At 69.1% G+C, this 24,553-nt stretch carries 21 protein-coding genes; 5 read left to right on the top strand and 16 right to left on the bottom strand.

All coding sequences use genetic code 11. The features are described 5' to 3' along the window. Positions 1 to 25: 25 nt before the first annotated feature. Positions 26 to 1,096: a LacI family DNA-binding transcriptional regulator gene (locus A3CQ_RS56145; RefSeq protein ID WP_020517283.1), complete on the top strand. Its 1,071-nt coding sequence runs from the start codon at positions 26 to 28 to the stop codon at positions 1,094 to 1,096. Here the strand turns inward: A3CQ_RS56145 and A3CQ_RS0143615 are convergent. The 8 genes from A3CQ_RS0143615 to A3CQ_RS0143580 form a co-directional block, all read right to left on the bottom strand. Further along, positions 997 to 2,247 (bottom strand): lactate racemase domain-containing protein, encoded by a 1,251-nt coding sequence (locus A3CQ_RS0143615; protein WP_020517282.1) that lies wholly within the window; start codon positions 2,245 to 2,247, stop codon positions 997 to 999. The genes A3CQ_RS56145 and A3CQ_RS0143615 overlap by 100 nt on opposite strands. Next, the gene (locus A3CQ_RS0143610; RefSeq protein WP_020517281.1) at positions 2,244 to 3,107 is read right to left on the bottom strand and encodes a sugar phosphate isomerase/epimerase family protein; all 864 of its coding nucleotides are present in this window, start codon (positions 3,105 to 3,107) and stop codon (positions 2,244 to 2,246) included. Before A3CQ_RS0143610 ends, A3CQ_RS0143615 begins: the two co-directional genes overlap by 4 nt. Beyond that, positions 3,104 to 4,162: a Gfo/Idh/MocA family protein gene (locus tag A3CQ_RS0143605; RefSeq protein ID WP_020517280.1), complete on the bottom strand. Its 1,059-nt coding sequence runs from the start codon at positions 4,160 to 4,162 to the stop codon at positions 3,104 to 3,106. The genes A3CQ_RS0143610 and A3CQ_RS0143605 overlap by 4 nt, the downstream gene beginning before the upstream one ends. Continuing rightward, entirely contained in the window at positions 4,159 to 4,986 is an 828-nt protein-coding gene (locus A3CQ_RS0143600; protein ID WP_020517279.1) for a sugar phosphate isomerase/epimerase family protein, read from the bottom strand. The genes A3CQ_RS0143605 and A3CQ_RS0143600 overlap by 4 nt, the downstream gene beginning before the upstream one ends. A gap of 2 nt (positions 4,987 to 4,988) precedes the next feature. Next, positions 4,989 to 5,888 (bottom strand): Gfo/Idh/MocA family protein, encoded by a 900-nt coding sequence (locus tag A3CQ_RS0143595; RefSeq protein ID WP_020517278.1) that lies wholly within the window; start codon positions 5,886 to 5,888, stop codon positions 4,989 to 4,991. A gap of 2 nt (positions 5,889 to 5,890) precedes the next feature. Next, on the bottom strand, positions 5,891 to 6,754 hold the full coding sequence (locus A3CQ_RS0143590; RefSeq protein ID WP_020517277.1) for a carbohydrate ABC transporter permease: 864 nt from the start codon (positions 6,752 to 6,754) through the stop codon (positions 5,891 to 5,893). After that, a complete protein-coding gene (locus A3CQ_RS0143585; RefSeq protein ID WP_211216792.1) occupies positions 6,751 to 7,623 on the bottom strand; it encodes a carbohydrate ABC transporter permease in 873 nt (290 codons plus the stop codon). Before A3CQ_RS0143585 ends, A3CQ_RS0143590 begins: the two co-directional genes overlap by 4 nt. Before the next feature lie 96 nt (positions 7,624 to 7,719). Further along, positions 7,720 to 9,048 (bottom strand): extracellular solute-binding protein, encoded by a 1,329-nt coding sequence (locus tag A3CQ_RS0143580; RefSeq protein WP_020517275.1) that lies wholly within the window; start codon positions 9,046 to 9,048, stop codon positions 7,720 to 7,722. Positions 9,049 to 9,206: 158 nt separating this feature from the next. Between A3CQ_RS0143580 and uxaC the strand changes: the two genes are divergently transcribed. After that, the gene (gene uxaC / locus A3CQ_RS0143575) at positions 9,207 to 10,604 is read left to right on the top strand and encodes a glucuronate isomerase (RefSeq protein WP_020517274.1); all 1,398 of its coding nucleotides are present in this window, start codon (positions 9,207 to 9,209) and stop codon (positions 10,602 to 10,604) included. Here uxaC and larC read toward each other — a convergent pair. The 8 genes from larC to A3CQ_RS0143535 form a co-directional block, all read right to left on the bottom strand. Beyond that, positions 10,591 to 11,805: a nickel pincer cofactor biosynthesis protein LarC gene (gene larC, locus A3CQ_RS0143570; RefSeq protein WP_020517273.1), complete on the bottom strand. Its 1,215-nt coding sequence runs from the start codon at positions 11,803 to 11,805 to the stop codon at positions 10,591 to 10,593. The two genes, uxaC and larC, sit on opposite strands and share 14 nt — an antisense overlap. A gap of 188 nt (positions 11,806 to 11,993) precedes the next feature. Beyond that, positions 11,994 to 12,692 carry a nickel pincer cofactor biosynthesis protein LarB gene (gene larB, locus A3CQ_RS0143565; RefSeq protein ID WP_020517272.1) on the bottom strand — a complete coding sequence of 233 codons (699 nt, stop codon included), beginning with the start codon at positions 12,690 to 12,692 and terminating at the stop codon, positions 11,994 to 11,996. Next, positions 12,689 to 13,543, bottom strand: a complete 855-nt coding sequence (larE, locus tag A3CQ_RS56140) for an ATP-dependent sacrificial sulfur transferase LarE (protein ID WP_020517271.1) — start codon at positions 13,541 to 13,543, stop codon at positions 12,689 to 12,691. Before larE ends, larB begins: the two co-directional genes overlap by 4 nt. After that, positions 13,540 to 14,364, bottom strand: coding sequence for a class I SAM-dependent methyltransferase (locus tag A3CQ_RS0143555; protein ID WP_020517270.1), 825 nt, complete (start codon positions 14,362 to 14,364; stop codon positions 13,540 to 13,542). The genes larE and A3CQ_RS0143555 overlap by 4 nt, the downstream gene beginning before the upstream one ends. Before the next feature lie 76 nt (positions 14,365 to 14,440). After that, on the bottom strand, positions 14,441 to 15,355 hold the full coding sequence (locus A3CQ_RS0143550; protein ID WP_020517269.1) for a carbohydrate ABC transporter permease: 915 nt from the start codon (positions 15,353 to 15,355) through the stop codon (positions 14,441 to 14,443). Continuing rightward, entirely contained in the window at positions 15,352 to 16,293 is a 942-nt protein-coding gene (locus A3CQ_RS0143545; RefSeq protein ID WP_169516365.1) for a carbohydrate ABC transporter permease, read from the bottom strand. Before A3CQ_RS0143545 ends, A3CQ_RS0143550 begins: the two co-directional genes overlap by 4 nt. A 137-nt stretch (positions 16,294 to 16,430) precedes the next feature. Continuing rightward, positions 16,431 to 17,798, bottom strand: a complete 1,368-nt coding sequence (locus A3CQ_RS0143540; RefSeq protein WP_026206855.1) for an ABC transporter substrate-binding protein — start codon at positions 17,796 to 17,798, stop codon at positions 16,431 to 16,433. A 293-nt stretch (positions 17,799 to 18,091) separates the two neighbouring features. After that, a complete protein-coding gene (locus tag A3CQ_RS0143535) occupies positions 18,092 to 19,456 on the bottom strand; it encodes a UDP-glucose dehydrogenase family protein (RefSeq protein WP_020517266.1) in 1,365 nt (454 codons plus the stop codon). Between the two features lie 313 nt (positions 19,457 to 19,769). On the opposite strand from A3CQ_RS0143535, the gene A3CQ_RS0143530 reads away from it, so the two are divergent. The 3 genes from A3CQ_RS0143530 to A3CQ_RS0143520 all read left to right on the top strand — a co-directional run bounded on the left by A3CQ_RS0143530 (position 19,770) and on the right by A3CQ_RS0143520 (position 24,548). After that, entirely contained in the window at positions 19,770 to 22,427 is a 2,658-nt protein-coding gene (locus tag A3CQ_RS0143530) for a cellulose-binding domain-containing protein (RefSeq protein WP_040434016.1), read from the top strand. Positions 22,428 to 22,467: 40 nt separating this feature from the next. Then, complete coding sequence (locus A3CQ_RS0143525; protein ID WP_020517264.1) at positions 22,468 to 23,556, top strand: lytic polysaccharide monooxygenase auxiliary activity family 9 protein; 1,089 nt, start codon at positions 22,468 to 22,470, stop codon at positions 23,554 to 23,556. Between the two features lie 305 nt (positions 23,557 to 23,861). Beyond that, positions 23,862 to 24,548: a polysaccharide deacetylase family protein gene (locus A3CQ_RS0143520; RefSeq protein ID WP_245577619.1), complete on the top strand. Its 687-nt coding sequence runs from the start codon at positions 23,862 to 23,864 to the stop codon at positions 24,546 to 24,548. The last annotated feature ends 5 nt before the right edge of the window (positions 24,549 to 24,553 follow it).

Below are 24,553 nucleotides of genomic sequence, written 5' to 3'. Positions count from 1 at the left end.
AGGTAACGGATTTAACATCTTCGACATGGGCCGCCCGACTATCTACGACGTGGCGACGGAGGCGGGGGTGTCCGCTTCCACCGTGTCGCGGGCCTATGCGCGGCCGGGGCGGGTCAATGCGGAGACGGCTCAGCGGATCTTTCAGGCGGCCGAGCGCCTGGGGTATCGGTCGGGAGCGGCCGGGCAACCGGCCGGTGGGGCGCCGCGGCGGGCCATCGCTCTGGTCGTCGCCGATGTGACGAATCCGTTCTACGGGGACATCATCAAGGGCGCCTACGAGGCGGCGCGGGAGGCCGGCTACCAGCTGATGCTCTCGCACACGAACGAGTCGCCGAAGGTGGAACGGCAGACCATCGAGCGGGAGCTGGGGCAGGTCGACGGGCTGGTGATCGCCAGCTCGCGGATGACCGACTCCGCCCTGCGGATGGTGGCCAAGCAGAAGGCGGTCGTGCTGCTCAACCGGGTGATCCCGGAGGCGAACTGCGTGCTCAACGACGCCGAGCGGGGCATACGCCGGGCCGTCGAGCATCTCGCCCGGCTGGGGCACGAGCGGATCACCTACGTGGCCGGGCCCGAGGCCAGCTGGTCGGACGGAGTCCGATGGCGGGCCGTACGCAAGGTCGCCGGCGAGCTGGGCCTCGAGGCGCGGCGGGTCGGGCCGTGCGAGCCGACCGTCCTGGCCGGACTGAGCGCGGCGCTGCGGGTGGCCGAGCTCGAGTCGACCGCGGTTCAGGCGTACAACGACCAGCTCGCGATCGGCATCCTGAAGGGGCTGGGCCGGCTCGGCATCGATGTGCCGGGACAGGTGAGCGTGGTCGGGTTCGACAACATCATCTTCGACGAGCTGGTGGAGCCGCAGCTCACCACGATCGCGTCGCCGCTGTACCGGATGGGCTTCACCGGCGTGCGCAACTGCATCGCGGTCGCCCAGGGCGCACAGCCCAGCGGCGACCCGCTGGTGCTGCCCGTACGGCTGGTGGTTCGGGGATCGACGGCTCAGCGCAGGCGGAACAGGACCTCGCCGGCCCGGGGCACGACCATGGTCGCGGGATCGGCGGCGAACTCGGCGACGTCGATCGTGGCGGGATCCCGGTAACCGAGATTCACCGCCTCACAGACGGACCGCGGAATGCCGGTCGCCAGGGTGACCTGAACCCGCAGCCGCTCCACACCGGTCGACGCGTCGTAGGTACCGGCGCCGCGCAGGTGCGTCGAGTGCGCCAGCACCCCCCAATGCACGTCCTTGAACCGGTCCCACTGCTTCACGAAGTAGTCCCGGCAGTGGTAGCCGATCTCGTGGATCTGCGGGTGGCTGGTGGCGATCTCGCGGATGTGCGGCGCGTACAGGATGACCTCGCCGCCGTCGGCGACCACCGGCTCGACCTTGTAGAAGCCCTTGGCGCCGGTCCAGATCTCGTCATACATCGGCGGGATCAGAGACAGCACCCGCTGTACGGGCGAGGAAAGGTACGTGATGTGGGTGGCCGCGCTGATCTCGGCGGCGCTGGCCCACGACGCGATCGGGTCACCGAACGAGATCGAGTGCAGCCCGCCCGCGTCGCCTGAGGCGGTGACCACGCTGAAGGCATACGTGGAAGCAGGGATCATGGCCGCACCGTCGTTGATCAGCGCCCGCACCGGCGTCAGCCCGGTCGTCCCGATGATCTCGGCCGAGGTGATCAGCGCACCGAGCCAGTGCGACACGTCGATGATCTTCTGGCCCGCGACGCCGGGGAAAAAGTACTTGTTGCCACCGGACATGCCGACCACCTCGTGCGGCAGCACCGGCCCGACCACCAGCGCGATGTCGTGCTCGACCACCGCCCGGTTGAGCATGACCTCGACGTCGCCGCTCATCCGGCCGTCGGAGAGCTCGGAGATCCGCGAGCTGGGGATGGTCCCGAGGTGCGCGAAGGTCGACGGCTTCCACCACTCATGGTTGATGACCGTGGTGTCCGGATAAACGCCGACATGGGAAGAAAGGGCGGAAGACGACATCGCACCGTGCGTGCCCAGCGCGATCAGCACAGTGAGCCGCGACACCCGCCCGTGCAGCGCCCGATGCACGGCCCCCACCAGCAGCGGCAGCGGGCACACGCGAGTGCCGTCGGGCACCAGCACACACACGCTGCGCCCGTCGGCGTCAATGCCCGCGAGCTGCGAAGCGATGAACGAGGTGACCTCGTCATCGGTCAGGACGCGGTCGGCGCCACCCACCCGGGCGGCGGCCGTCGAAACGGTGGTCATTCCTCGATCCTGCCCGCCAGGGCCGAATTCGCCCAGGCGAACGACATAGCGTGTGATTCTCGTTTCGAGACGACGCTGGGCTCGTCCACCTCGATCATGAAGTCGCCGTCGTAGCCCAACGGGATCGCGGCCAGCACCGCATCGAAGTCGACCATGCCGAGCCCGGGCTCCGCCCAGAGCCGCTTGGTCGCGGCGGCCGCGGAGTAGCTGAGGTCGCGCCGCTCCAGCAGGTCGGGGAAGACGTCCTTGATGTGGATCCCGCCGAGCCGGGAGGCGTACCGGCGGATGAACCCGGCCGGTTCGACGCCGGCCCAGCGCAGATGCCCGGTGTCCGGCCCGAAGCCGATCACATCCGGCCCGAGATCGTCGAGCAGCCGCGTGATCTCGTACTCGGTCTCGAAGACCCCGCCGACGTGCGAGTGATGCAGCGGCCGCAGCCCCTCGGCCTGGAGAACGCGGCACACCTCACCGCACGCGTCGATCGCCCGGGCCAGCCGCCCCTCGTCGAATCCGGCGCCCACGGCGGGTTGCGCCAGGCGTTCCGGTCGCGCCATGGACGAGATCATCGTACGGTCGAGGCCCAGCTCGACCTGGACGGCGGCGAACTGCTTGGCCCGCTCGACCTCGGCCGAGAGCGAGACCGTCTCGTCGAACGGAGAATTGAACAGGCTCAGCGACGGCCGCAGCCCGTACCCGGCGATCCAGGAGGCGTACGAAGCGGCGGTCATGTCGTCGGGCACGTCCGCCTTGACCGCCGTGAAGCCGATCTCCTGGAAGTCGGCGAACGCCGTGGCGAGGACCGCACGGGTCTTGCCGGCCGAGGCCCAGTACGGAATCGGGTTGGCGGCGATCCGGCTCACGACAACACCACCGGCCTTCCCGTACGCGACGACTCGTACGCGGCCGTGATGACGGCGACGGCCTGCCGGTTGGTCTCCAGATCGACCCGCAGCTTCTCGGTCCCCGCGAGCGCGCCCAGGAAGTTCAGGTACTGCTTGCGGTGCGCGTCGGAGAGCTGACCCGGGTTGGCGGCGGCGGTGACCGCGCTCGACGAAGACAGGGCCTGCGTCGAGCCCATCAGCCGCTCCTCGGGAGTCGAGCCCGCCGGCGTGGAGTGGAAGAACGCCACCTCGTCGTTGTCGATCACCGCCGAGCCGCGGTCGCCGTGCACCTGCAGCCGCGCGCTCAGCCCCGGGTAGGCGGCCGTGGTCGCGTGCAGAACGCCGAGCGCGCCCGACTCGAACCGCACCACCCCGGTCGCGACGTCCTCCACCTCGATGCGCTCGTGGGCGAGCGTGCCGGTGTAGGCGAACACCTCGACCGGCCGGCCCAGCGCCGCGATGAGCAGGTCGACGGTGTGCACGCCCTGGTTCATCAGCGCGCCGCCGCCGTCGAGCTCCCACGTGCCGCGCCAGCCGCCCGAGTCGTAGTAGCTCTGCCCGCGCCACCAGTCGATCGAGGCGATCCCCGAGGTCAGCCGCCCGAACTCGCCCCGCTCGATCGCCGCGAGGGTCTGCTCGGTGGCCGGGTCGAACCGGTGCTGCGAGATCACCGTGACCAGCGTGCCGGCCTTCTGCCGGGCCGCGATGATCTCGTCGGTGCGGGCCACGGTGACCTCGGCCGGCTTCTCGACGATCACATGCTTGCCGGCCTCGAGGGCCTCGATCGCCACCTCGCCGTGCCGCCCGGTGGGCGTGCAAACGACGACCACATCGATTTCTTCCGCAACGAGGGCGGCATTCAATGACGCGTACGGCCGTCCGCCGCGCTCGGCCGCGAGCGCCTCTGCCGCCGGTAGATCGATGTCGGCCACGGCGACCAGGGAAAGCCGGTCGGCGAGCTGGCTCATCACCAGGCCGTGGTGCTTGCCGATGACGCCGGCGCCGACGAGAGCGAATTTCGGTGCGGTGCTCACGCGTACTCAATCTCCTCGGTCTTCAAAAGGTCGGTGAAAGCGCGCCAGGCCGTCCGGAAAAGGTCGGGGCCGGAATAGCCGCCGGTCGCGTGGCCCAGGGCCAGATGGGGTTCGAGGGAGAAGAAACCGTCGAAACCGTCGTGCCGCAGCGCGCGGATCGTCTCGGCCACCTCGCCGTCGCCCTGCCCGGCCGGAACCACCGTTCCGTCGGCGGCCAGAGCGTCCTTGATCTGCACGTACTCCAGATGCGGGCGCAATTTCGCGTACCCCTCGGAATAGGGCCGCACGCCGACCTGCACGAAATTCGCCGGGTCCCAGGCCAGCCGCAGATAGGGCGAGCCGACCGAGCGGATCAGGTCGAGGCAGCGGTCGGGCACATCGCCGTAGATCTCCTTCTCGTTCTCGTGCAGCAGGATCAGATCGGCCTCCTCGGCCACCCGCACCAGCGCCCGCATCCGGTCGATCACCTCCGCCCGATGGTCGGCCGGGTCGCTGCCGGGACGCAGGAAGAACGAGAAGATTCTGATGTACGGGGCGTCGAGCTCGTGAGCGACCTCGGCGGCGTGCCGCATTCGCTCGAGGTGCGGCGCGAAATCCTCATCGATGAAGATCTTCCCGATCGGCGACCCGATGCTGGACACCTTCATCCCGTACGCGGAAAGCGTCTTTTTCATGGTCGCGAGCTGATCGGGGGACAGGTCGAGAATGTTGACGTCCCAGGCGCTGCGCACCTCGATGTACTTGAGGCCGAGGCTCGTGGCGACCTCGCACTGCTCGGTGAGATCGGGGGAGATCTCGTCGGCGAATCCGGAGAGAGTCCACATCGTCAGCTGTTCCTTCGGTAGAGCTCGTCAATGACGTACTGGGATTTCAAGGCCTCCGACGGAGTTATCCAGAATGGCTCCCCGTGCGAGATCGCGCGATAGAAATCGGCGATGAGAAGCTCGTGGGAGGCACCCCAATAGGCGCGGCCGCCCGATTCGGGAAGCGGCTCGGCAATCACCTCCGTCCGGCCGTCCGCATAACTGATGGTCAGGTCCCCGCGAATGGAGAACGTGGCGTCATCGGTGACGATCTCGATGGTCACGGGGGAGTCGACCACGTTGGCGACAGTCGCGAAGATGACGCTGCGCGCGCCGCCGGCGTGGTCGAGCATCAGGTTGGCCGTGCCTTCCACGTCCAGCCCCGGATATCCCATGATATGTCCGGAAACGTCGGCGACGTCGCCGAGGAACCATTGCATCAGGTCGATCGTATGGATGGCCTGGTTGATCAGAACCCCGCCGCCGCTGCGCAGCCGTTGACCCCGCCAGGGTTTCGCCTCGTAGTAGGCCGCCGGGCGGTGCCAGATGACCGTGGCCGAGCCACCCCGAGCCGCCGCCCGACTCTTCACGATTTTTGATGACGTGTTGTAGCGATTCTGCAGGCAGACGCCGACCTGGAGATCGGGGAAGTCCTTGGCCGCGGCGACCAGTCGCTCGGCCTCCTCGATCGTGTGGGCCACCGGCTTCTCGAGGAGCACATGGGAACCGCGTTCCAGGGCGTCGATCGCGATGGGCACGTGCCGGTCGTGCGGCGTACAGATGTGCACGATGTCCGGCCGCAACTCGTCGAGCATGACCCGGTGGTCGATCTTCGAGTCGACGACCGCCACCAGTGAGGCGCCCAGCTTCTCGATCGCCGCGAGGTGCACGACCGAGACGTCGCCCCGGCCGATCACCGCCACCCTCACTTCACACCGCCCGCGGTCAGCCCACCCACCAGGTAGCGCTGGAAGATCAGATAGAGGATCACCACCGGCGCGGCGCAGACCAGCGCGGCCGCCATCATCTGCGAGTAGACCGGCAGCGCGCCGCCCTCCTGCGACGAGCCGAACACCTGCAGGGCCACCGCGGCGGTGTGCGTCTCGGGCCGGGTCAGCACCGAGGCGAACAGGACGTCGTTCCAGCCCAGCAGGAAGGCGAAGATCCCGGCGACCACGATGGCCGGCAGGCTCAGCGGCACGATGATCTTCCACAGGATGGTCACCGTGTTCGCGCCCTCGGTGCGGGCCGCCTCCTCCAGCTCGCGCGGCAGTCCGCGCAAGTAGGTGACCATCACCCAGGTCGAGAACGGCAGCGCGAACGTCAGGTACGCGATGAACAGGCCCCACCGGGTGCCGACCACGGTCAGCCCGAGGTAGTTGCCGGCGCTGGAGAACAGCACGAACACCGGCAGCAGCATCAGCGTGCCCGGGATGCTCTGCAGGCCGACCAGCCCGCGCAGGATCGTCAGCCGGCCCCGGAACTGGTAACGGACCAGCACGTACGCCGTGGTGGTGCCGAGCAGGGCCGAGGCGACCGCCGTCGCGCCGCACACGATGAGGCTGTTGACGATGCCGGTGGACAGGTCGGCCGTGGTCCAGATCTTGTGGTAGCTCTCCAGGCTGAACGAGCTCGGCCAGAACTCGCCGGACGCCACCCCCACGTCGCTGTTGAGCGAGGCCAGCACGATGTACGAGATCGGCACCAGCACGAGCGCGCAGAGCAGCACGGTGATCGTGACCAGCAGCGGCCGGGGGAGCAGCCGGGTGGCCTCGCCATGAGCGCTCACTTCCGGCCCCCTTCCTCATGGACGTCCAAGCGAACCGCTCGCAGGTAGACGAAGAGCGGGATCAGGATGATGATCAGCGACACCACGGCCATCGCCGCGCTCAGGCCGAACCGCAGGCCCTGGAAGCTCGTCACGTAGACCAGCATCGGCATGACGTTGACGTTGTCCGGTGCGGGCGCGCCGAACAGCACGAACGGCAGCGTGAAGTTGTTGATGTGGTTGAGCGTGGCCAGCAGGCAGGCCAGCAGCACCGGACCGCGCAGGTACGGCAGGATCACGTGCGTCAGCTTCGGCCACCAGGTGACGCCGTCCACCGCGGACGCCTCGTGCACCTCGTGGTCCACCGACTGCAGGGCGGCCAGGGCCATCAGGTAGATGAACGGCCAGGCCGCCCAGATCTCCACCAGGATCAGCGTCCAGTACGACCGGGAACCGCTGAGCCAGAGGCTGCCCTCGCTGCCGAGCACGCTGTTCACGATGCCGTCCGGCTGCAGCATCGTGCGCCACACCGTGGCCACCACGAACGACGGCAGCACGTACGGGATGAGGAAGACCGCGCGCACCAGGCCGCGGCCGCGGTACTTGTTCTGCGTGACCACCGCCGCGGCGATGCCGATCGGCACCGTCGCGGCCGTCGCGATCAGGGCGAAGGACACGCTGATCCAGATCGAGTGAAGCAGGCCGGCGTCGAACGACTCGACGTAGTTGTCGAGGCCGATGAACGGCGCCTGGATCCAGCGGCGCAGCGTGTACTGGTCGAGGTCGGTCAGCGAGATCCACAGCGCGAGCGCCAGCGGGACCAGGATGACCAGGACCATCAGGAGCCCACCGGGCGTGAGGAGCCACAGCGGGCGCTGCCGCTCCGTCACGCCACGGTTCTTGCGCTCGGCCCTCTTGACCCGCGGCTCTTTTCGCCGGTTTCGCCGGTTTCGCCGGTTTCGCTGGTCGAGCAACTCGGTGGTCATCTACTTGGCCCGGTCCAGGGACGACTGGGCGGACTTCTGCGCGGTGGCGATCCGGCTGTCGATCTGCTGCGCGCTCAGCGAGCCCTTGGCCAGGTCGGGCAGGGACTGCACGGCCACGTTGGTGAGGGCCAGCTGGATGTCGCTCCAGGCGCCGGTGAACGGCGTGGCCACCGACTTCTTCGCCGCCTCGGTCACCGGGCCGAGCCGCTGGTCGGAGGAGAGGGTCTGCAGCGCCGAGGCGTTGGCCGGCAGGTTGCCGAACTTCTGGTAGTAGTCGAGCTGCACGTCCGGGTCGGTGACCAGCTTGACGTACTGGAAGGCCAGGTCCTTGTTCTTCGAGTAGTCGGCGACCAGCAGGTTGTCGCCGGAGAGGATGCTCGCGGCCTCCACGCCGTTGGCCGGGCGGGAGGTGGCGCCGGGCGGGACGGTCGGCAGCAGCGCGAACGCCCACTTGCCCTTCACCGCGCCCTGTTCGAGGGAGTTCGTCGCGGTCGAGGTGGTCAGCGCGAAGTAGCCGGTCTTGCCCTTGGCGAACGAGGCGAGCGCCTGCGGGTTGGTCCAGCCGACGGCCGCCGGGTCGACGATCTTGTCGGTGGTCAGCCAGCCGAAGTAGGTCTCGTACGCCTTCTGCACGGTCGGGTCCTGCAGCTTGGCCGTCTTGCCGTCGACCAGCGGGTTGCCGGCCTGCACGGACATGCCCCAGACGAACTTCCACGGGTCGAAGTTGTCCTTGTAGGCGACCGCCAGGCCGTACTGGTCGCCATGGGTCATCTTCTTGGCCTGGTCGCGCAGCTCGTCCCAGGTGGTGGCGGGCTTGTCGATGCCGGCCGCCTTCAGCAGGTCGGTGTTGTACGCCATCACGAACGGGCGGCTCACCCACGGGATGCCGACCAGGTTGTTCTCGTCCGGGCCGGAGATGCCGAGGGTGGCCGGGTTGAACTTGTCCTTGCCGCCGATCTTCTGCCACTCGGAGTCGCCCATCTTCACGAAGGCGCCGGTCGAGTAGGCGGTGGGGGTCATGGTGGTGCCGACCGCGTACACGTCGGGGCCGGAGCCGGCCACGACCGAGGTCTGTATCTTCGTGAGCTCGTCGTTCGCGCTGGCGAACTGCTCGAACTTCACGGTCGCGCCGGTCTGCGCCTTGAACTTGTCGCTGATGGACTTCTGCCAGGCCTGGAACTCCTCGGGGTACTGCGTGTTCGCCCCGATCAGCACGTCGAGCGTCTTGCCGTCGCCGCCGCTCCCGCCGTCGTCGCCACCGCCGCAGGCGGCCAGCGCGGCGGCCAGCACCGTCACACCGGCAAGCGCAATGATCTTCTGGTTACGCATGTTGGTCTCCTTCGCCGGCTGCCGGCATCGAGTGATCCGCATCACTGTTTCCCCGGCATCGGCGCGGTGGCAATGAGTTGCCAGTTGTTGCCTCGGCGGTCGCGGCAACAACTGGCAACCGCTTGCCTTGCGGGCTTCGTCCCCTGAGGCTCGGGCCCATGGCCGCCCTGACGTTGCACCCCGACCGGCTGCTGCCCGCCGATCCGGGGGTGCGCTCCCTCGCCCGCCGCCTCTACGCCGCCGTCCGCGAACTGCCGGTCGTGAGCCCGCACGGGCATGTGGATCCGCGGCTGTTGCGGGACGACACGCCGTTCGCGGATCCGGCGTCGCTTTTCATCCAGCCCGATCACTACGTGACCCGGCTGCTGCATGCGGGCGGGGTGCCGTTGTCGTCGCTCGGGGTCGGCTCGGGTCCGCTTCCCGAGGATCAGGCGCGAGCGGCCTGGCGGCTGCTCTGCTCCCATTGGGATCTGCTGCGGGGCACGCCGGTGCGATATTGGCTGGAGGACTCGTTGTCCTCGCTGTTCGGGATCACCTCGCGGCCGTCCGCCGACAATTCCGACATTTTGTACGACGAGATCGCCGCGCGGCTGGGTGCCCCGACGCACCGGCCGCGGGAGTTGCTGCAGCGCTTCGGGATCTCGTTCCTGGCCACCACCGACGACCCGGCCGACGACCTGTCGGCTCACCGGGCACTGCGGGACGACCCCGCGATCGCGGCGACCATCGCACCCACGTTCCGCCCCGACCGCTACCTCGAGGTCGGGCGCCCCGGCTGGCCCACGTACGTCAAAGAATTGGGCGACGTCGAAACCTATGCCGGATTTATCGCCACATTGGAGGAGCGCCGGCGATACTTCGTGACGCAGGGCGCGGTGTCGGCCGATCACGGGCACGTGGACGCGGGCGCGGTGCCCCTGGACCGCCGGGACGCCGAGCGCATCTACCGGTCGGCGCTCGCCGGGACGGTGACCGTTCGCGAGGCCGTGGCCTTCCGGCAGCACATGATCTTCGAGATGGCCCGGATGTCGTGCGAGGACGGACTGGTCATGACCCTCCATCCCGGCATACACCGCAACCACCACCCGGCGACGCTGGCCGCCTTCGGCCCGGACACCGGGCACGACATCCCGGTCGCGGTGGAGTTCACCCGCGCGCTGCAGCCGCTCCTCGAGCGCTTCGGCACCTATCCCGGCTTCCACCTGGTGCTGTTCACCGTGGACGCGACCGTCTACAGCCGCGAGATCGCGCCGCTGGCCGGTTTCTACCCTTCCGTGTACGCCGGTGCGCCGTGGTGGTTCCTCGACAACCCAGCCGAGATCCGGTCGTACCAGCGCTCCGTCACCGAGATCTCTGGCTTCTCCCGGCTGTCCGGCTTCATCGACGACACCCGGGCGTTCTGCTCGATTCCCGTCCGCCACGACATGTCCCGCCGCCTGGACGCCGGTTTCCTGGCCGAGCTGGTGTCCGAGCACCGCCTGGACGAGGACGAGGCCCTGGAGACACTCACCGCCCTGGTGGCCTCGCAGCCCCGCAAGGTCTTCAAGATCGGCTGACCGGCTCGCCCACCACGAGTCCCGCGGCGGCCGCGGCGGCTTGCGCTTCCTGCAGCACGAGCCGCTCCGGCCGGCCTTCCCGGCGGGCGAGCGCGGCCACGTCCTCGAACTCCGGCATGACCTGGACCAGCACGCCGTCGCGATGCCCCAGCTTCACCGAGACGCGCCCGCTTCCCACGGCCACCTCGGCGAACGACCGATCCAGCGCCACCCGCCCCCGCGCACTGTGCCGGATGCCGAGCGTGCTTGTGTCCCGGAAGATCCGCTCCCGCATGGTCGGGGCCAGCGTGTCTCGGCAGAGCACGCTGAGGGTGTGCGCCGGCCGCCCCTTCTTCATCACGATCGGCGTGAGCCAGGCGTCGGCCGCCCCGAGCTCGAGCAGCCCCTGCAGCACCCCCGGCCAGAGCCGAGGATCGAGATCATCCACGTTGGCCTCGAGCAGGACGAGCCTCTCACTCTCGTGTTCCCCATCAACACCCACCAGCACGCGTACGACGTTGGCCCGCCCCGCCGGATCGCGAGTGCCCGCCCCGACCCCCACCGCCTCCAGAGTCATCGGCGGCAGTGGCTCGCACCGGTCGGCCAGGGTGCGAAGCAGCGCCATCCCGGTGGGCGTCGCCAACTCGCCATCGCCGGTGCCGGAGACCTGCCAGCCGCGGGCCAGCTCGGCCACCGCGGGGGCGGGCACCGGCAGGCGACCGTGTCGGGAACGCACGCTGCCCGAGCCGAGCGCCACCGGGCTAGCCGAGACGGTAACGATGCCGAGGTCGGCCAGCGCGGCGCAGCAGCCCACCACGTCGGCGATCGCGTCGAGGGCGCCGACCTCGTGGAAGTGGACCTCGTCGGGCTCGATACCGTGCACGCGGGCCTCCGCCCCGGCAAGCCGGGCGAAGACGGCGATCGCGTCCCGCTCGACCGCCCCGGGAAGCCCGGCCCGCTCGACGAGGTCGCGGACCTCCCGCCAGTGCCGCTCGGGCGGTTCGGCATCGACGACCTCGATATCGGCCTTGAGCGCCCGCAATCCGGCCCGAGTCACCTCACGCACGCGCAGTCGCACGCCCCCTCCGGCGACGGCGTCGATCGCCGACCGCACCGCTTCCTCGCTCGCGCCCGCGTCCAGGAGAGCGCCCAGCAGCATGTCACCGGCCACGCCGGCCGACGCGTCGATCCAGGCGTGCCGCCCGCCCTGCCCTTCGGTCACCGACCGTGCCCCTCTTCCCGACGTGCCGCCCCGCTCTGCCTCTCGGTCACCGACCGCGGCCGTCCTTCCAGGCGTGCCGCCCCGCTCTGCCTCTCGGTCACCGACCGCGGCCGTCCTTCCAGGCGTGCCGCCCGCCCTGCCTCTCGGTCACCGACCGCGGCCGTCCTTGCGGTGAAATTCCGGATATTTCAGCCCGGCGGTCGCTGATGGGGTGTGGCATCGGGACGGGGTGGCGCGGCGATCTGGGCGGCCAGGTGGCCGCCGCCGTAGCCGTTGTCGATGTTGACCACCGCGACGCCGGGTGCGCAGGCGTTGAGCATCGTGAGCAGGGCGGCCAGGCCCTCGAAGGCGGCGCCGTAACCGACCGAGGTGGGGACGGCGATCACGGGCGCCGAGATCAGGCCGGCGACCACCCCCGGGAGGGCACCGTCCATGCCGGCCACCACCACGACCGCCCGGGCCTGACGCAACAAGTCGAGATGGGAGAGCACCCGATGCAGGCCGGCCACGCCCACGTCGACCACCAGCTCGGCCCGGCGGCCGAGGTAACGGGCGGTCAGCAGCGCCTCGCGGGCCACCGGGAGGTCGGAGGTTCCGGCCGCCACGACCACGACCCGGCCACCCTGCGCCGAGGGGACGGCCGGTGGCCAGGCGAGCAGGGCCGCCGAGGGGTCGTGGAAGGCGTCGGGAAGCACCGCGCGGACCGCCTCCGCATGCTCGGCCGTGGCGCGGGTGAAGAGCGTGACCACGTCGGGGTGTTCGCGGACCGCCGCGGCGATCCCGGCCACCTGGCCGGGCGTCTTCCCGGCGCAGTAAACCGCCTCGGGGTAGCCCCGCCGCCGGGTCCGGTCGAGGTCCAGGTCGGCATAGGCGGAAATGTCGGTCACGGGGCTTCCTGCGCGGACGGGGACGATGCCATCGCGGCCCTGGTGAACGCGCCGGACTGGATGCCGGCCAGGTCGAGGGTCACGAACCGGAACCCGGCGGCGGAAACGGCCTCGACCACGGCGGCCCGCAGCGGCTCGGTGGCGGACCGGCGCAGGTCCTCCGGCGGGAGCTCGATGCGCGCCAGCTCGCCGTGATGCCGTACGCGCAGATCGGTGAAGCCCAGGCGCCGCAGCGCCGCCTCGGCCTGCTCGATCTGGGCCAGCTTGCGCGGGATCACCGGGGTGAAGTGGGGGATGCGGGAGGCCAGGCAGGGCGCCGCCGGCTTGTCGGCCGACGGCAGGGCCAGGGCGCGCGCGATCCGGCGCACGTCCGCCTTCGTGAGGCCCGCCGTGGCCAGAGGAGTCAGCACCTGGTGGGCGGCCGCGGCCCGAGCGCCCGGCCGGTCGGGGCGCTTCACGTCGTCGGCATTTTCGCCGTACGCGACCGCGTCCAGCCCGTGCTCCACCGCGGTCGCGGCGCTGATCCGGGTGAACAGCTCGTCCTTGCAGTGGAAGCAGCGGTCGGGCCCGTTCGCGCGATAGGCCTCCCGATCGCCCTCGAAGGTCTCGACCTCGGCCAGGGGGACGCCGATGAAGCGGGCCACCTCGTGCGCCGCCGCCCGCTCGTCGGCCGCCAGGCTGGGGGAGACGCCCAGGACGGCGACCACCCGGGCCGGACCCAGCGCGCGGGCCGCCAGCGCCAGCAGGACCGACGAGTCGACACCACCGGAGAAGGCCACGCCGAGGCGGCTCACCCCGGACAGCTGACGGGCCACGTCGGCGGTGGCCCGATCGACAAGTTGCGGGCTCACAACCGCCACACTACGACCTCGACCGGCCCCATCTCCTCGGCGAAGCGCCCGTCGTCGGCGGCGGCGTGAAGGATCCTCCGCAGGTCGGCGTCGAACTCGGGCAGCCGGGGGCCGAGCAGGTGCGGCGTGGAGCCGGAGAGCGAGTAGACGGCCGACGCCACCTCGCCGACGGTGCGGGTGACCGCTGCCTGCGGGACTTCCAGGCGGACGGGGCCGCTCCACCCGGCGGCCCGCATGACGTCCTCCTCGCCGGGGCGGGTCCCGTTCGGCAGGGTGCTGCGACCGGCCCGGCGTACGGGCCCGAGAAAGTCGCGAACCAGGGCCCCGATCTCGTCCCACGGCGGCTGGGGGAACGGCAGCGGCGCGGTCGGCGGCAGGCCCTGGTGGGTCATGGCGCCCAGGTGCACCCACGCACCGTCCGGTTCGAGCATGTCGCGGGCGGTCCGGGCGACCGCGGCCTGGTCCATCCAGTGAAAGGACTGCGCGAAGGTGATGGCCCGGAACCGTCCCAGCCCGGCCGGCAGTTCCTCGGCCCGCAGGCACCGCCACTCGATCTCCGGCGCGCGGGACCGGGCCAGCTCGATCATCTCCCGGTCGGCGTCGACCCCCACCGCCGACGCGAACAGCGGCGCCAGGAGGGTGGTCAGCGGGCCGGGCCCGCAGCCGACGTCGAGCAGGCGCCCGGTGCCGTCCAGCCCGAGCTCGTCGCGGATCGCCCCGGCCACCGCTTCCGAATAGGGCACCCGGCCGACCGCGTAATGCGGCGCGCTGCCGGCGTAGAGAGTCTCGTCCCAGGTCCACGACCAGGCGGCGTTTGTCACCCGGCCACGCTACGCGAGACCGCGGGGCCCCGCTCGCGATAAACGAGCGGGACCCCGCGGTGGACGAACGACGAAGCTAGCCCTTGACGCTGCCGGCCAGGAGGCCGCGGACGAAGTAGCGCTGGAGAAGCAGGAACACCAGCACGGGTACGGCGATGGACACGAAGGCGCCGGCCGACAGGAGCTGCCAGGCCGTGCCCCGGGTGCCGCTCAGGTTGGCCAGGGCCAGGGTGATCGGCGCGACCTCGTTGCCGCCGCCCGCGAAGACGAGGGCGACCAGCAGGTCGTTCCACACCCAGAGGAACTGGAAGATGCCGAACGCCGCCAGGGCGGGGGTCAGCAGTGGGAGCATCACCCGGAAGAAGATCGCCACATGTCCGGCGCCGTCCACCCTCGCGGCCTCGATCAGGCCGGCGGGCACCTCGCGCATGAAGTTGTGCAGGAGGTAGATGGCAAGCGGCAACGCGAACGTCGAGTGGGCCAGCCACAGCGTCCAGAACGTGCCGGTGATGTGGATGTGGACGAAGATCTCCAGCAGCGGGATCAGCGTGATCTGCAGCGGAACGATTTGCAGCGCGAAGATCGCGATGAACAGGAAGTTCTTGCCCCGGAAGTTGATCCAGGCGAAGGCGTACGCGGCGAGCGAGGCCAGGGCCAGCGGGATGAGCACCGAGGGGATGCAGATGACCAGCGAGTTGACGAAGAAGTCGGCCATGTTGACGCCGCCGTTTTGGCCGAACACGGACCGGTAGTTGTCCAGCGTCACCGTCGGGTCGGAGAAGAACGTCCACCAGCCCGTACGCTTGATCTGCCGCTCCGGCCGGAACGACGAGATCAGCAGGCCGAACGTGGGGATCGTCCACAGCACGGCGATGACGATCGCGGCCAGCGACGCCCAGGGCGAGCTGAGCCGCTTCTTGGCGATCGCGGCGGCGCTCGGCTTCTCGGCGGCCAGGTCGGAATCCGTCGCCAGCGGAGCTACGGTGCTCATCGTGCCTCCGATTGACGAACCTGGCGGATGTTGTAGGCGACGACGGGGATGACCAGGATGAACAGCAGCACCGCGAGCGCGGCGCCGAGGCCCTGGTTGTCGGCCCGGAACGTCTGGCTGTAGAACTCGTTCGCGACGACGCTGGTCTTGAAGTTGCCGCCGGTCATGGTGCGGACGATGTCGAAGACCTTCAGCGTGCCGATACCGATGGTGGTCAGCACGACGACGATCGTCGGGCGGACGCTGGGTACCGTGATCTTCCGGAACATGCTCCAGGCGTTGACGCCGTCGAGCCGGGCGGCCTCGACGATGTCGTCCGGGATCGCCTTGATCGCCGCGGAGAGCACGGTCATGGCGAAGCCGGCCTGGATCCAGATCATCACGATGATCAGCAGGAACGTGTTGAGCGGCGACTCGATCAGCAGCTGGACCGGCTTTCCGCCGAGCCAGACGATGATCTGGTTGATCAGGCCGATCTGCTGCACGTTCGCCTGGTCGGGGCGGTACTCGTACATGAACTTCCAGATGACCGACGCCGCCACGAACGAGATCGACATCGGCAGGAAGATCAGCGCTTTCGCGAACGACTCGAACCGCGACTTGTCCACGAGGATCGCGTAGACAAGGCCGATGCCGGTGGCCAGGAACGGCGTGAGGACGACCCAGAACACCGTGTTGCGCAGAACGACGAGTTGGTCCTCGGAGGTGAAGATGGTCTTGTAGTTGTCGACCCCGACGAACGCCTTTCCGGCGGCGTCGAAGAACGACTCGTAAATGGTGCGGAGGCCGGGATAGACCAGGCCGACGAGCAGCATCAGCACGACGGGGAGCAGGTAGAGATACCCGACCCACTTGTCGCCGCGCCTGCCGCCGAGCCGACCGGCGAAGAACAGGATGACGCCGAGGACCGCTGCGAAAAGGAGCAGCGCCGCAAGCATCTGCAAGAGCTTTTCAGGGGTGGTGGAGGCGGTGTTGAACACGCGACCCGAACCTCCTTCGCTTCATGAGAGAAGAGGCTGAAGGGCCGGTCGGAAGGTTGGTGACCTCCCGACCGGCCCCGATGGAGCGAATTAGATCACTTCGGCCAAGACTTTTCGATGTTGTCCACCGTCGTCTTGGTGTCCTGACCGGTGATCCAGGCGGTCGACTGCTTCCAGAAGGAGTCCGAGCCGACCGCGGCGGGCATCTGGTCCGAGCCGTCGAACCGGAACTGCGAGGCCGGGTCGAGGAGGATCTTCGCCGAGAGCTGGTCGATCGGGTTGGTCAGGTTGTTCGGGTCGAGGCCCTTGTTGGCGCTCACCCAGCCGCTGGACAGCTTGGCCTTGATGTTGGCCCAGGTGTCGGACGACAGGTAGGTCTGGAACGCCTTGACCTCGGGCCGGTCCGCGAAGGCGAGGATGAACTCGCCACCACCGAGCACCGGCTTGGCGGAGGTGTCCTTGCCGGGCAGGTAGAACGCGAAGACGTCGCCGTCCTCGGCCACCTTGGTGCCCTGCGGCCAGTTCGCCGCGTAGAAGCTGGCCTGGCGGTGCATCTCGCAGGTGCCGTCGAGGATCGGCAGGCCGCCGTCCTGGAAGGTCGTCGACGCGATGCTCTTGACGTCGCCGAGGCCGCCGTTGACGTAGGCGGGGTTCTTCAGGTACGCGCCGACCGCGTCCAGGGCCGCCGTCGCCTCGGGGCCGTTGAACGGGATCTGGTGGTTGACCCACTTGTCGTACACGTCCGGCCCGTACAGCCGGAGCATGAAGTCTTCCATCCAGTCGGTGACCGGCCAGCCGGTGGCGTCACCGGAGTTGATGCCCGCGCACCACGGCTTCTTCTTGTCGGCGACCATCTTGTCGCTGAGGGTCTTCAGCTCGTCGAGCGTGGTGGGCACCGTGTAGCCCGAGTCCTTGAACTCGCTCGGCGAGTACCAGACCAGGGACTTCACGTTGGCGCCCAGCGGCGCGGCGTAGAACTTGCCGTCGACCGTGCCGTACGTCTTCCAGTCCTTGCTCCAGAACTTGTCGACGTTGGCCTCGGTCTCGGGCGGCGCGGCCACCGCCTTGCCCGTGGCGACCAGCTGCTTGAGCAGGCCGGGCTGCGGCACGATGCCGATGTCCGGCGGGTTGCCGGCCTTGGCGCGGACCAGGATCTGGGTCTCGAAGGACTTGTCACCCTCGTACTTGACCGTGACACCGGTGCACTGCTCGAAAGGCTTGTATGAGTTGATCTGCGGGGTGTCCTCGGGGGTGACGATGCCGGTGTACACCGAGACCGTCTTGCCCTTGAGGTCACCGAACTTCGTGTATGGCGCACAGTCGATCGAAGACTTCGCCGCGTCCGTCGACCCGCTGTCGGAGCCCTTGGAGTCGCCGCACGCCGCCATGCCGAAGACCACTCCGGCACTCAGCGTGCCGGCGAGCACGGCCCGAAAACGCGGGCTCGTTGGTTGACCGAACATACCGCTCCCTATGTCAAATCGCGCCTCCGACGTCCGAAGACGTCGCCGTCCGAAGCGCTACTTGGCTCACAGTCAAGAGGTAACCGGGACGTTGCGCAATGATTTCCGGTTGATCGACTCGGTAACGATACGGCAGCGGTGGTCAGAGGACCTTAACCGGTTAAGGGAGAACCGCTGGTCAGGCGCGCATTGCCCCCCGCGGCAGACCCTAGTCGCAAAGCGGCCGCCCCGCGCGGATATCTGGATATCCGGTGGGACGGCCGGTGTGTCGCGCCCAAAACGGGCAAATCAGATCAGCCGGAGATGGCCAGGTATTTGTAGCCCATCCGGGCCATGCGATCGGCGTCCAGCACGTGGCGGCCGTCGAGCAGGATCGGCGTGCGCATGAGGCCGACGAACTTGGCCCAGTCCAGCTCGAGGTACTGCGCCCACTCGGTGACCAGCACGACCGCGTCGCAGTCGTCGAACAGGCCGTCCAGCGTGTCGGAGAGATAGGGCGCGAGCTCGGGCTGCTCCCGGCGGAAGCGCTCGCCGGCGATCGGGTCGTGCAGGCGGACCCGGGCGCCGCGCGCCAGCAGCAGGGTGGCGATGTCGAGCGCGGGGGAGTCGCGCAGGTCGTCGGTGTTGGGCTTGAAGGCCAGGCCGAGCAGGCCGATCTTGCGGCCCTTGAGGATGCGCAGCTCGTCCTGCAGGCGCTCGACGGCGATCGCGCGCTGCCGCTCGTTGACCTCGCGGGCCGCCTTCACGATCGGCATGTCGTAGTTGTACTCGCTGGCGGTGGCGATCAGCGCCTTGGTGTCCTTGCCGAAGCAGGACCCGCCCCAGCCGACGCCGGGCTGCAGGAACCGGGAGCCGATCCGCTGGTCGAGGCCGATGCCGCGGGCCACCTCGGTGATGTCGGCGCCGACCTTGCCGGCCAGCTGGCCGATCTCGTTGACAAAGCTGATCTTGAGGGCGAGGAAGGCGTTCGCCGCGTACTTGATCAGTTCAGCGGAGGCCAGGTCGGTCGAGACCAGCGGAACGGCGCCGATGTCGTCGGGACGGGGCAGGAATGTGGGCGCCGTGAAGGTCTGGTTGATGATCGGCCGGTAGAGGTGGTTGAGCACCTCGAGGCTGCGCGGATTGTCGGAGCCGATGACGATCCGGTCGGGGAAGAGCGTGTCGTGGATGGCGTTGCCCTCGCGCAGGAACTCGGGATTCGACGCGACCGCGAATTCGCAGTTCGCCGGGCGGTCGGCGCGGTCGGCGAACGACTCGCGCAGAATCGCGTCCACCCAGTTCCCGCTGCCGATCGGGACGGTCGACTTGTTCACCACGACGGTGAAGGTGTGATCGAGGTGCTGCGCGACGCTCTCCGCGGCCGAGCGCAGATAGCGCAGGTCGGGGCTGCCGTCGTCGGCCGACGGGGTCTGCACGGCGACGAACACCACGTCGGCGCCGGGCACCGCCTCGGCGTAGCTGGTGGTGAAGGTCAGATTGGTGGCGGCCTCGGCGAGCAGGTCGTCCATGCCCGGCTCGTAGATCGGGCAGCGGCCGCCGTTGAGCATGTCGACCTTGCTCTGGTCCAGATCGACGCAGGTCACCTGGTGGCCGAGGAAGGCGAGGCTGACCCCGGTCGTGAGCCCGACATAGCCCGTACCGACAACGCAAACCCTCATATACCGCTCCTCACCGGACCTCCGAACAACGCCAGACTATACACAGCGGTGAAACGGTACCCCCCGAGCAAAACGTCCGCTTGGTTGACGGTGGGTGTTCACTCCATTTCGCGGGGTTGCTGAACGTTTTTAAGCAATTGAGCGACGACAATTGTTCGCCATTTCGACCGGCCGTCGGCGGACGCGGCCGGCGTGCGTCGTTATATCCACGATTGTCAACTCCGGGTTTCAAGGGCTTGACAGACGTATGACGCGGGCCGGACGCTTCTCTGGGAGCGCTCCCATGTGAACGTACGTCGATGAAAGGTGCCGGATGAGAAGGACAGCCATCGAGGCGACCGTCCTCGCCCTGTTAGGCGGGGCGGTGGCGGTCGCCCTGGCCCAGCCCAGCACGGCTGCGGCGGCCGCGGCCGACCCGTACTCGTGGAAGAACGTCCGGATCGACGGCGGCGGCTTCGTCCCCGCCGTCGTCTTCAACCCGGGCGAGAAGAACCTGATCTACGCCCGCACCGACATCGGCGGGGCGTACCGGTGGAACGAGACCGACCAGAGCTGGACACCGCTGCTCGACTGGGTCGGGCAGGACAACTGGGGCTACAACGGCGTGCTGTCCATCGCGCCCGACCCGGTCGACACCAAGCGCGTGTACGCCGCCGTCGGCATGTACACCAACGACTGGGACCCCAACAACGGTGCGATCCTGCGCTCCTCGGACAAGGGCGCCACCTGGCAGGTCACCACGCTGCCGTTCAAGAACGGCGGCAACATGCCCGGCCGCGGCGTCGGCGAGCGGCTGGCCGTCGACCCGCACAACAACAAGAACGTGTACTTCGCGGCCGAGGGCGGCAACGGGCTGTGGCGTTCCACGGACTACGGCGTGACCTTCAGCAAGGTCACCAGCTTCCCGAACGCCGGCAACTACGTGCAGGACCCGGCGGACACCAACAACTACCTCAACCAGAACCAGGGCATCGGCTGGGTCACGTTCGGCGCCACCAACCAGATCTTCGTCGGCGTCATGGACAAGTCCAACCCGGTCTACATGTCGAACGACGGCGGCACGACCTGGACCCGGATCGCCGGGCAGCCGACCGGCTATCTCGCGCACAAGGGCGTCGTACAGGGAAATTATCTGTTCATCGCGACGAGTGACACCGGCGGGCCGTACGACGGCGGGGCCGGCGAGGTCTGGCGTTACGACATCACCGCCGGGACCTGGACCAACATCAGCCCGACCGCCGTCGCCGACCGGTACTACGGCTACTCCGGGCTCACCGTCGACACGCTGCACCCCGGGACGCTGATGGTCGCCACCCAGATCTCCTGGTGGCCCGACGCGATCTTCTTCCGCAGCACCGACTACGGCGCCACCTGGACCCGCATCTGGGACTGGAACGGCTACCCGAGCATGACCAAGCGGTACACCATGGACATCTCGGCCGACCCGTGGCTCGACTTCAACAACAACCCGCAGCCGCCCGAGACCACGCCCAAGCTGGGCTGGATGAACGAGACGCTCGCCATCGACCCGTTCAACTCGAGCCGGATGATGTACGGCACCGGCGCCACCCTGTACGGCACGACGAACCTGACGAACTGGGACGCCGGCAGCACGATCACCATCAAGCCGATGGCCAAGGGCATCGAGGAGACCGCGGTCCTCGACCTGGCCAGCCCACCGTCCGGCGCACCGCTGGTCAGCGCGCTCGGCGACATCGGCGGCTTCTACCACACCTCGCTCGACGCCGTGCAGGCCGGTTTCCACGACACGCCCAACCTGGGCAGCAACACCAGCCTCGACTTCGCCGAACTCACGCCCACGGTGTTCGCGCGAGTCGGGAACGCGGACGCGGCCCCGCACATCGGCATCTCCTCCGACGGCGGCAAGAACTGGTACCAGGGCCAGGAGCCGTCCGGGGTGACCGGCGGCGGCACCATCGCCGTCGGCGCCGACGCCGGTTACATGGTCTGGTCGCCGCAGGGCACCGGCGTCTACTACTCCACCACCCGGGGAAGCTCGTGGACCGCCTCGACCGGTCTGCCGACCGGCGCCGTCGTCGAGTCGGACCGGGTCAACCCCAAGACCTTCTACGCGTACGCCTCGGGCAAGTTCTACACCAGCAAGGACGGCGGCGCGACGTTCACCGCGTCGGCGGCGGCCATGCCCACCACGGGCCGGCTGCATTTCCACGCGGTGCCGGGCGTCCAGGGGGAGGTCTGGTTCGCCGGATCGACCGGGCTGCTGCGCTCGACCGACTCCGGCGCGACGTTCACCAAGGTCGCCTCGGTGACCTCGGGCATCAACGTCGCCTTCGGCAAGGCCGCGCCGGGACAGTCGCACATGGCCGTCTTCCTGGTCGGCACCGTCGACGGGGTCACCGGCGTGTTCCGCTCGGACGACGCCGGCGCCTCCTGGGTACGCATCAACGACGCCGCCCACCAGTACGGCAACGCCGGCGACGCGCTCGCCGGCGACCCGCGGATCTTCGGCCGGGTCTACCTCGGCACGAACGGCCGCGGCATCTTCTACGCCGACCGCACCACGACGGCGACGACGCCCACGGGCGGCACCTCCTCGCCGTCCCCGACCACGTCCTCCCCGTCGCCCATCCCGTCCACCTCGTCCCCGTCGCCGTCGACATCCCCGACCTCGACGACCGGTGGCTGCTCGGCCACGTACAAGATCGTCGGCTCGTGGAGCGGTGGCTTCCAGGGTGAGGTGACGGTCGCCAACACCGGCTCCGCCGCCACCAGGAGCTGGACCGTCGGCTGGACCTTCACCGCCGGCCAGACCGTCACCCAGCTCTGGAGCGGCACCGTCACCCAGACCGGCACCGCCGTCCGCGTCACCAACGCCGGTTACAACGGCTCCGTCGCGGCCGGAGGCACCACCACCTTCGGGTTCCTGGCGAGCATGACCGGCACCTCCAACCCGGTTCCTTCCCCGATCACCTGCTCGGCCTCGGGCTGAGCGGGCCGCTCTCCGTCCCCCACCACCGGAAAGGAATCCCATGCGAAGATCCCTCCGCACGAAGCTGCTGGCGTACGCGGCAGCAGGCCTGCTGGCCGCCGGGCTCGGCGCGATCGCACTACCCGGCGCGGCGTCGGCGCACGGCGCGATGATGATGCCCGGCAGCCGCACCTGGCTCTGCTACAAGGACGGCAGGACCTCCACCGGGGAGATCGTGCCGCAGAACCCGGCGTGCGCGGCCGCGGTCGCGCAGAGCGGCGTCACCCCGCTCTACAACTGGTTCGCCGTGCTGCGCTCCGACGGAGCGGGCCGGGTCGACGGGTTCATCCCCAGCGGCCAGCTGTGCAGCGGCGGCACCGGCGGCCCGTACAACTTCACGGGCTTCAACCTGGCCCGCAACGACTGGCCGGTCACCCACCTGACGTCCGGCAAGACGATCGAGATCGACTACAACGACTGGGCCAAGCACCCCGGGACGTTCTCGCTCTACATCACCAAGGACGGGTACGACCCGACCAAGCCGCTGGCCTGGAGCGATCTCAACCCGACGCCGTTCTCGCAGGTGACCAACCCGCCGGCCAACGGCGGGCCGGGCACCGACGACGGTCACTACTGGTGGAACGCGACGCTGCCGTCCGGCAAGACCGGCAAGCACCTGATCTACTCGGTCTGGGCGCGCTCGGACAGCACGGAGACGTTCTACGGCTGCTCGGACGTCGTCTTCGACGGCGGCAACGGCGAGGTGACCGGGGTCGGCAACCCGGTGACGCCGCCGCCCACCACTCCGACGACCGGCCCGACCACGTCGCCGACGGGCGGCACCGGCTCCGGCTGCACGGCCATGTACAACGTGGCCGGTTCCTGGACCGGTGGCTTCCAGGGGCAGGTCATGGTGCACGCACCGGCCGGCGCCGCGGTCGGCAAGTGGACGGTCGAGTGGACCTGGCCGGGGTCGCAGACCCTGACCCAGCTCTGGAGCGGGACGGCCACCAGCAGCGGTTCGCTGGTGACGGTCAAGAACGCGAGCTGGAACGGGACGATACCGGCGGGTGGCGACACCACGTTCGGCTTCCTCGGGTCGGGTACCACACCGACCACGGTGAACAACCTGACGTGCAGCACCGCCTGAGGTAGCAAATACCGGGCGGCGGCGCTCTCCGCGCCGCCGCCCGGCCTTCCCGGTTCAGAGGAAGTCTCTGCGGCTGTCTCGCCGGCAGGAAGGTCTCGCGCAACATCAGACGTTTCCCTCGGTGGTGGACCCGAAAGTTGCGGTAACTTGCGGAAATCTTCGTTCTCCGGTGCGTCCAGGTCAATGGTGGTTTTCCACTGAAGATCAAGATCTGGAGGGCTTGACGACATAGATCGTCCCCTCTACGTTCGGAGTGTTCGGCTGACATGTTTCCGAAACTTCCGATCCACCACGGAGGATTCCGCGTGTCCCGCTTCTCTGCGATTGCTGCTGCCCTCACCGTGGCCGGCACCCTGGTCGCCGCCACTCCCGCCTCGGCGACCGGCCGCGCCACCCCGGTCATCGTCGACACCGCCCGCGGGCACGGGAACGTCGTGAGCTTCACCTTCGACGACGGCCCCAACCCGCCCGACACGTACGACCTGCTCAAGGTGCTCCGCAAGCACCACGTCAAGGCCGTGTTCTGCCTCTGGGGCGACCACGTGCGCGACCACCCCGAGGTGGTCCGCGCGATCGTCCGCGACGGACACACGCTCTGCAACCATTCGATGCACCACGACGACATGTCCACGTGGACGCCCGAGCAGATCCGCGCCGACCTCGAGGCGACGAGCGCGCTCATCCACCAGGCCGTGCCGCACGCGCGCATCCAGTACTTCCGCGCGCCGTACGGCGCCTGGGGCCAGAGCCCGCAGGTCGCGGCCGACCTCGGCCTGCAGCCGCTCGGCTGGAAGTTCGACATCGAGGACTGGGTGCCGCCCGGCACCGACGTGCTCGTCCAGCGGATCCTCGACCGGATCACACCGGGCGCGGTCGTCCTGATGCACGACGGCGGCGGCGACCGCAGCCAGACCGTGGCGGCCGTCGACCAGGTCATTCCCCAGCTCCGCGCCGACTGCTGGCGCTTCACCCTGCCGCTGCCGCGCGGCTGAGAGGA

Source organism: Paractinoplanes globisporus DSM 43857 (assembly GCF_000379645.1).
GTDB lineage: Bacteria > Actinomycetota > Actinomycetes > Mycobacteriales > Micromonosporaceae > Actinoplanes > Actinoplanes globisporus.
Note: the sequence above shows the minus strand (reverse complement) of the source record. Positions and strands in the feature narration are given on the sequence as shown.

Bases quoted from the DNA above. Each gene is read 5' to 3' on its own strand.
- A3CQ_RS0143535 (WP_020517266.1), bottom strand. From the start codon at position 19,456: ATGAGGGTTTGCGTTGTCGGTACGGGCTATGTCGGGCTCACGACCGGG.
- uxaC (WP_020517274.1), top strand. From the start codon at position 9,207: ATGGCCGCCCTGACGTTGCACCCCGACCGGCTGCTGCCCGCCGATCCG.
- A3CQ_RS0143545 (WP_169516365.1), bottom strand. From the start codon at position 16,293: ATGCTTGCGGCGCTGCTCCTTTTCGCAGCGGTCCTCGGCGTCATCCTG.
- A3CQ_RS0143550 (WP_020517269.1), bottom strand. From the start codon at position 15,355: ATGAGCACCGTAGCTCCGCTGGCGACGGATTCCGACCTGGCCGCCGAG.
- A3CQ_RS56145 (WP_020517283.1), top strand. From the start codon at position 26: ATGGGCCGCCCGACTATCTACGACGTGGCGACGGAGGCGGGGGTGTCC.
- A3CQ_RS0143615 (WP_020517282.1), bottom strand. From the start codon at position 2,247: ATGACCACCGTTTCGACGGCCGCCGCCCGGGTGGGTGGCGCCGACCGC.
- A3CQ_RS0143525 (WP_020517264.1), top strand. From the start codon at position 22,468: ATGCGAAGATCCCTCCGCACGAAGCTGCTGGCGTACGCGGCAGCAGGC.
- A3CQ_RS0143580 (WP_020517275.1), bottom strand. From the start codon at position 9,048: ATGCGTAACCAGAAGATCATTGCGCTTGCCGGTGTGACGGTGCTGGCC.
- A3CQ_RS0143540 (WP_026206855.1), bottom strand. From the start codon at position 17,798: ATGTTCGGTCAACCAACGAGCCCGCGTTTTCGGGCCGTGCTCGCCGGC.
- A3CQ_RS0143530 (WP_040434016.1), top strand. From the start codon at position 19,770: ATGAGAAGGACAGCCATCGAGGCGACCGTCCTCGCCCTGTTAGGCGGG.
- A3CQ_RS0143600 (WP_020517279.1), bottom strand. From the start codon at position 4,986: ATGTGGACTCTCTCCGGATTCGCCGACGAGATCTCCCCCGATCTCACC.